Here is a 6,000-nt window from a genome sequence, read left to right as displayed (position 1 = left end):
CACGCCCATGTCGACGAGGAAATACGAGTGCGAGAAGCTGAAGATGATCTGCAGCAGGTCGCGGCGCAGCAGCACGGTGTCGAGCGCGAGCAGGCCCGGGCGCACGTGGCGGATCGGCACCGCGAACGGCAGCACGCGATCGGCGTTGATGATGCGGCCGACGATGTACGCGCTCTTGTTGCGGAAGAACAGCGACGACAGCACGTGGATCTGGAAATTCGGCGCGGCGTCGAACTGGCCGAATTCGTCGCTGATCGCCTGCATCACGCAGCCGATGTCGCGCGTGAGATCCTCGAACGGCGGCTCGAGCTGGAAGTTCGTGACGATGCGCTCGAGCGTCGCCGCGAGCCCGTCGGTGCCCGGGTAGTACGCGCGATAGGTCGGCTTTGCGGCCGGCTCGTCGTTCTCGAGGTATTCGGTCGAGATCGCGGGCCGCACGAAGATGAAATCGTTGCTGAAATACGAGCGGTGCAGGATCTTGCAGCACACCGAATTGAAGAACGTTTCCGCGCACTCGGGCTGGCGGTGCGACGTGAGCAGGCCGATGTAGTGCAGCTTGATCTGCTGCCACACCTCGTCGTCGATGTTCTCCGCGTCGTATTCGTCCTCCAGCAGCTCGACGCACTCCTGCACGCGATCGTCGTACGACGTGATCCGCTCGCGCGCGAGCCGCTGCAGGCCGTGCCAGTCGGCGCGCTCGAATAGCGTCTTCGCCTCGACGGCGGCTTCCCGGAAGATCCGGTAGTGGCGGTCGAAGTATTCGAGCATCGTCTGCGCGACGTCGAAGCCGATTTGCGACGACAGCAGTTTGGGGAAGTGATTCATCGCGTGCAGGCTCGTTGAAGAGGGGCTGTAAGCACTCGCCATTTTAGCGCCCAAGTCGGCGTTTCAATGACTTTCGGGGTCCGGCGCCCAAGCGCCGTCAATGGGCGGGTTGCTCGCCGTTGCACGCCGTTCGGTGCATCTTCGCGTAAAGATACGGGTACGGAACCGATTCTGGCACGAACTTTTTTTGACCGTCCGGCGCGCGCCGGCACGCGTTTCGCGCGACGGCGATAGAATCGACGCGATGCCCGCCGCGGCATGCCGCGCGCACCTGCACTTGCATTCGCGCCCGCACCCGCATTCGCACCGATAACGACGAGACACCCCACCGATGAACGCACTGGAACACCAACTCGACTATCCCTTCGCCGACACGCTGCCCGCCGCGGGCGACACGTTCGAGGTCGCGCCCGGCGTGCGCTGGCTGCGCATGCCGCTGCCGTTTTCGCTCGATCACATCAATCTCTGGCTGCTGCGCGACGAGATCGACGGACAGGCCGGCTGGACGATCGTCGACTGCGGTATCTCGTCGGATGCGATCCGTACGCACTGGGAACAGATCTTCGACACGCATCTCGACGGGCTGCCGGTGCTGCGCGTGCTCGTCACGCATTGCCATCCCGATCACTTCGGCCTCGCGAACTGGATCTGCGAAGGCGGCGACCGGCGCCGCTGGAACGTGCGGCTGTGGATGACGCTCGGCGAATACATGTTCGGCTGCCTGATGGCGGCGGGCAACGGCTCGAATGCCGGCGGCGCGGCCGCCGCCGATCACTTCGCGCGTCACGGGCTGACCGATCCGGCCGCGCTCGACAAGCTGCGCAACCGTCGCAGCTATTACTCGGACCTCGTGCCGGCCGTGCCGCCGCGCTACCGGCGCCTGCGCGAAGGCGACCCGGTGACGATCGGCGCGCGCACGTGGCGCGTCGTCACCGGCTACGGCCATTCGCCTGAACATTGCGCGCTCTACAGCGAAGCGGACGGCGTGCTGATCTCCGGCGACATGGTGCTGCCGCGCATCTCGACCAACGTGTCCGTGTTCGATCTCGAACCGGAAGCGAACCCGCTCGCGCTGTACCTCGAATCGCTCGGCCGCTACGAGACGATGGCGCCCGACACGCTCGTGCTGCCGTCGCACGGCAAGCCGTTCCGCGGCGTGCGCACCCGCATCGCGCAACTGCGCGCGCACCACGACGCGCGGCTCGACGAAGTACGCGTCGCCTGCGCGGAGAAGCCGGCGAGCGCCGCCGACATCGTGCCGATCATGTTCCGCCGCCGCGAGCTCGACATCCATCAGATGACGTTCGCGCTCGGCGAGGCGCTCGCGCACCTGAACCTGCTGTGGCTTGCGGGTGAACTCGTGCGCGAGCAGGGCGACGACGGCGTGATTCGCTTCGCGCGGGCCTGAGCGCTGCCGGCCTGACGTCCCCTCGTTTTCAGCGTTCAACCCGGTCCGTGCCGCTCCAACAACGCGAAATCCGTCGTCCCGATCGGCAAAGGCCTGCTCGAATCGGAGCGGCTCGTCAGGCAGCGGTTCGTCGAATCGGACATCACGCGAAACGACGAACGACCGTGAGCGTCAATCACGCGACGGGTTCGTAACGCCACCCGTCGCGCTGCCATTGCATCGTGTGCGTCGGCGCGAGCGCCGCGAGAAACGCGGCGTCGTGCGACGCGACCACGATCGCACCGGGGAAGCCCGCCAGCGCGGCTTCGATCGCGCGTACCGATTCGAGATCGAGGTGATTGGTCGGCTCGTCGAGCAGCAGCAGCTGCGCGGGCGTGCCGCGCCACAATGCGCACGCGAGCGCGGCTTTCAACCGCTCGCCGCCGCTCAGGCGCTGCACCGGCTGCGTCGCGCGCGCGGCATCGAGCTGCAGCAGCGCGAGCCGGCTGCGCAGGTCGCCTTCGGCAAGCGGCGTATCGAGAAATCCCAACTGCTCGACGATCGAGCGCTCGGGATCGAGTAGCGCGAGCCGCTGGTCGAGATACGCGGCGCTCACGTGCGTCGTACACGTACCGGCGCGCGGCGCGAGTTCGCCGGCGAGCATGCGCAGCAGCGTCGATTTTCCGCAGCCGTTCGGGCCCGTCAGCGCGATGCGCACCGGGCCGCTGGCCGACCACGTGATCGCGTCCGCACGCCCGGCGGTGCGCCACGGCAGTCGGGCGCGCTCGAGCGTGAACAGCTGGCGGCGCGCGCTGACCTCGGTGCCCGGCAGCGACACGAGCACCGGCGCGTCGGCTTCGACGCGAGCGGCTGCGTCCTGCACGCGTTCGTCGAGCGTCGCCTTGAACGCGCTCTGGTCGCGGCGCACCTGCCCCATGATGTTGCGCGCGGCGCCCTTGCGCCGCTGCTTCGCGCCCGACGACAGGTTGGCCGTCTTCGCATCGCGCAGCGAGCCGGCCGCGTGGCGCTGGATCGTGTCGTGTTCCTGTTCGAGCCGGCGCCTGGCGCGCCCGCGCTCGGTGCGCGCATGCTCGAGCGCGGCCTGCGCGGCATCCTGTTCCGCGTCGCGTTGCGCGCGATACAGCGCATAGTTGCCGCCGTAAGTACGCACGCCGTGCGGCGTCAACTCGACGATGCGCTGCACGTGCGCGAGCAGCGCGCGGTCATGGCTGACGATCACGACGCCGCCGCGCCAGCCGTCGAGCGCCGTGAGCAGCCACGCGCGGCCTGGCGCGTCGAGGTGGTTGGTCGGTTCGTCGAGCACCAGCAGCCCGGCCTCCGACAGCAACGCGCCGATCAGCGCGACGCGCGCCATCTGGCCGCCGCTCAACGCATGTGCCGGTGTATCGGCGCGCACGTCGTGCAGGCCGGCTGCGTCGAGCGCCGCGCGCAGCCGCTCGGCGAGGTCCCAGCGATCGCCGATCAGGTCGAAGTCGTGTGCGCTCGCGCGGCCGTCCGCGAGGCGCGCGAGGGCCGCGAGCGGCGCATCGAGCGCGGCGATGGCCGCGACGGTCTGCGTGCCGGCCGGTGCGTCGTCGTGCTGCTGCGCGACGTAGACGACCGACGTCTGCCGGTCGATCGCGCCCGCGCTCGGCGTGCGCCGGCCGGCGATCAGTTGCGCGAGCAGGCTCTTGCCGGCGCCGTTGCGGCCGACGATGCCCGTCGGCGTGCGGTCGATGGAAAGGTCGAGCGAATCGAACAGCGTGACGCCGTCGTCGAAGCGGAAGGAAACGTGATGAAGCGCGACGAGCGCGCCGGTCGGCGTGGCAGCAGCCATAAGCACCTCCGAAAATGCGTGAAACCCTTCGCGCGCGGCGTGCGTGGCACGGCGGCGAAAACATTTTTGGGAAGGCTTAGTTGTTCACTTCGGCTGGCGTCCGGTATGAGGAATGAGCGCGCAGTGTAGCAAGCGCGGCGCGCGGGCCGCAAGCGACGGGCCGGGGCGCCGTCGCTTGCGCGCCACGCGCGGTTACTGCACGGCGACTGCCGCGAAGTTCTGCCGGCCGAACGGGCTGACGTGATAGCCGCTCACGTTCGCACGCGTGAGCGCTGCCGCGGTCGGGTAGCCGAGCGGAATCCACAGCGCCTCGTCGTGGATGATCTTCTGCGCGGATTCGTACAGCTTCGCGCGCTTGCCCTGGTCGGCGGTCGACTTGCCGTCGGCGATCAGCTTGTCGAGCTGCGCGTCGCAGAAGCGCGCGAAGTTGATGCCCGACTTCACCGCGTTGCAGCTGAACAGCGGCGACAGGTAGTTGTCCGGATCGCCGTTGTCGCCGGCCCAGCCCATGAACAGCATGTCATGCTGGCCGAGCTTCGCCTGCTTGATCAGCTCGCCCCACTCGATCACCTTCACCTCGGCCTTCACGCCGATCTTTGCGAGGTCGGCCTGCAGCAGTTCCGCGCCGGCCTTCGGGTTCGGGTTCAGCACGCTGCCGGTCGGGCGCGTCCAGATCGTCGTCGAGAAGCCGTTCGGGAAACCGGCCGACGCGAGCAGCTGCTTCGCCTTCGCGGGATCGTACGCATACGGCGCGACGTCCTTCGCGTAGCTCCACGTGTTCGGCGGATACGGGTTGTTCGCGGCCGTCGCCGTGTTGTCGAACACCACCTTCAGGTAGGTCGCGCGATCGAACGCGAGGTTCAGCGCCTCGCGCACCTTGTCGTTGTCGAGCGGCTTCTTCTGCGTGTTCAGCGCGACGAACGCGGTCATGAACGCGGGCGTCTGCACGACCTTCAGCGCGCCTTCGCCCTTCGCGGCGAGCACGTCCTGCGGTTTCGGCGACAGCGCGATCTGGCATTCGCCGGCCTTCACCTTCTGCATGCGCACCGACGCGTCGGGCGTGATCGCGTAGATCAGCCGGTCGACCTTCGGCTTCGCGCCCCAGTAGGCCGGGTTCACGTCGTAGCGGATCAGCGCGTCCTTCGTGTAGCTCTTCAGCACGAACGGGCCGGTGCCGATCGGCTTCGCGTTCAGGTCGGCCAGCTTGCCGGCCTTCAGCAGCTGGTCCGCGTATTCGGCCGAGTAGATCGACGCGAAACCCATCGTCAGGATCGGCACGAACGTCGCGTTCGGCTCGTTCAGTGCGAACTTCACCGTGTTGTCGTCGACCTTCGTCACCGACTTCACGAGCTTCACGAGGCCCATCGACTGCGCGTGCGGGAAGCCGCTCGCGCCGGCCACCTTGTGCCACGGGTTCGCATCGTCGAGCATCCGCGAGAACGTGAACACGACGTCGTCCGCGTTCAGCGGGCGGCCCGGCTTGAAGTAGTCGGTGGTCTGGAACGCGACGTTCGGGCGCAGATGGAACGTGTACGTGAGGCCGTCGGCGCTCGCTTCCCATTTGTCGGCGAGCGCGGGCACGACCTTCTTCGAGGCTTCGTCGTACGACACGAGCGTGTTGAAGATCACGTCGGCCGATGCGTTGGTCGTGACGAGCGAGTTGTACTGCACGACGTCGAAGCCGTCCGGGCTCGATTCCGTGCAGACGGTGAGCGGCTTGGCGGCGGCGAGGCCGGGGGCGGCGAGGGCGGCGGCGACGGCGGCCGCGGCGAACAGCTTGACGTGCATAGGTTCTCCCACGTTGCTTGTGATTTTTGCTGGGTGTCGGATGCGGGCGTGGCCCGGTAACAGGCGGGGCCGGCGCGGCTGGCGGATAGCATACCGTCAAAGCGCGCGGTGCGTGAAAAAAGGCGCCGGAACGCAGCGAATTGAGCGAGAAACGGCTGCGTTC

The 6,000-nt window shown here is 67.8% G+C and carries 4 protein-coding genes; 1 reads left to right on the top strand and 3 read right to left on the bottom strand.

Features of this window, described 5'->3' with window-relative positions; translation table 11 throughout:
• Nucleotides 1-825 (bottom strand): isocitrate dehydrogenase kinase/phosphatase AceK regulatory subunit (locus U4Z31_RS33500; RefSeq protein ID WP_321812625.1); only part of this gene is annotated, 825 nt, incomplete at its 3' end.
• 331 nt (nucleotides 826-1,156) lie between these two features.
• Between U4Z31_RS33500 and U4Z31_RS33495 the strand changes: the two genes are divergently transcribed.
• Nucleotides 1,157-2,233, top strand: coding sequence for an MBL fold metallo-hydrolase (locus U4Z31_RS33495; protein WP_044846184.1), 1,077 nt, complete (start codon nucleotides 1,157-1,159; stop codon nucleotides 2,231-2,233).
• Nucleotides 2,234-2,408: 175 nt separating this feature from the next.
• On the opposite strand, the gene U4Z31_RS33490 is transcribed toward U4Z31_RS33495, so the two are convergent.
• Entirely contained in the window at nucleotides 2,409-4,049 is a 1,641-nt protein-coding gene (locus U4Z31_RS33490; RefSeq protein ID WP_321812624.1) for an ABC-F family ATP-binding cassette domain-containing protein, read from the bottom strand.
• Nucleotides 4,050-4,241: 192 nt separating this feature from the next.
• Entirely contained in the window at nucleotides 4,242-5,837 is a 1,596-nt protein-coding gene (locus U4Z31_RS33485) for an ABC transporter substrate-binding protein (protein ID WP_321812623.1), read from the bottom strand.
• Nucleotides 5,838-6,000 lie beyond the last annotated feature (163 nt).

Source organism: Burkholderia sp. BCC1985 (assembly GCF_905339915.1).
Lineage (GTDB): Bacteria > Pseudomonadota > Gammaproteobacteria > Burkholderiales > Burkholderiaceae > Burkholderia.
Note: the sequence above shows the minus strand (reverse complement) of the source record. Positions and strands in the feature narration are given on the sequence as shown.